This window comes from Microscilla marina ATCC 23134 (assembly GCF_000169175.1).
Lineage (GTDB): Bacteria > Bacteroidota > Bacteroidia > Cytophagales > Microscillaceae > Microscilla > Microscilla marina.
Map to the genome: position 1 here is coordinate 1 of NZ_AAWS01000122.1, position 1661 is coordinate 1661.

A 1661-nucleotide genomic window follows, 5' to 3' on the forward strand; every position below is an offset into this window, starting at 1 on the left:
AGCTCGGTAGGGTGGCAATAAATTTCCTGGTAATAGTTGCCACTGGTATTATAACCACTCATCTTTTGCCAGCTTTCTCCGTTGTTTACCGAGCGATAAAAACCTCGGTTGGCAGGCATTCCTTCTACTATAGCGTACACATATGCAGGGTTTACCGGAGACACTGCCAGGGCAATGCGCCCCAGGTCACCACCAGGAATACCGTTTTGAATCTTTCGCCAGGTTTTGCCCCCATCTGTAGATTTATGAATGCCCGATTCAGGACCTCCACTGAGCATACTAAACACTGTACGGAAACGCTGCCAGGCAGTAGCGTAGAGTACGTCAGGGTTTGTAGGGTCTATTACTAAGTCGCTTACCCCAGTTTTATCGCTAATATCCAGTATTTTTTTCCAGGTTTTACCACCATCTTCAGTTTTATACAAACCACGCTCTCCGCCGATGCTCCATAGTGGCCCTTGAGCAGCTACGTATACCACGTTTGAATTGCGTGGATCAACAATGATTTTACCAATGTGCTCCGATTTTTTGAGCCCCATGTTTTTCCAGGTTTTGCCCCCATCGGTCGACTTGTACACTCCGTCGCCATAGGCAATGCTACGTTGAGCATTATTTTCTCCAGTACCTACCCACACCACATTGGCATTGTTGGGGTCTAGGGTAATGCACCCTATAGATGAAGAACCTTGGTGGTCGAAAATAGGTTGGAAAGTAGTGCCTGCGTTGTTGGTTTTCCATATACCGCCTCCAGCAGTGGCAAGGTAGTATTGACTAAAGTTGCCTGGGTTTACGGCCAGGTCTATGATTCTACCCGAAAATGTGGCAGGCCCTATATTGCGAAACTTCATGCGGGCAACAGTGCTTGATTTTAATTGAGGGTTTTGTGCCAGAGAGGGCAAAGCCAGCCAACCCAAGAGCATTGTTAATAAATAGTAGTATATATTTTTTTTCATCCAAATAAAAAGTTTTACCAAAAATAGTGTGTTTTGTTATACAGTGAATGAGCCATTGTGGGCTTTGCCTTACCTATTGTAGCAAAACTTCTCAAGGTGCGCATCACATAATTTGTGGCAATATAGCAGATGATCAATAAAGACACGGGATTATTTTTTCACTTTCGTAAAATTAATACCCTTAGAATAATAAAGTTTGGTAAAAACTGCTTATTGAATGAGCGTTTAGAGTAGACGCTATAAAAAATAGGGTGGAATGTTTTTTTTTGTAATGGATTGGGGTTACACACTGAAGTTCAAATCTTCCTTTTATGGCTTGTTAGATTGTGCCATGCATTGTAGGCTAATATAGCCAGATATAATGTAAGTAAGTTATTGATTTTCAAAGTAATAATAAGTACTTGTGCTCATCAAGTGGCTATCGATTATTGACTGAATACTTCTAACTACGCTTTTTGTAAATAACTGAAAATCAGTGTGATACAAAATTGTGGTTACTTGTGGAACAGGGTGTAGCTTGCGACTTGTCGCTTGAAGCTTGCCCCTGTCGGGGCTGTGGACTATTATTGGGGTAGGCACAAAAAAAAATCACGTGAGAGAACGTCTAATGTTCCCTCCCTGATGTAGAACGCCTGCTAACGTATAGTTTATCAAAGTAAATCTTTGAAATGTCTTTGAACCAGAGAGTGTTCAAAAACACTTTATATT

General features: G+C 41.6%; 1 protein-coding gene. It reads right to left on the bottom strand.

From position 1 onward, the window contains the following. Positions 1-953, bottom strand: a 953-nt coding sequence (locus tag M23134_RS37140) for a WD40/YVTN/BNR-like repeat-containing protein (protein ID WP_045115102.1), incomplete at its 3' end; no start/stop codon positions are given. Positions 954-1661: the final 708 nt, after the last annotated feature.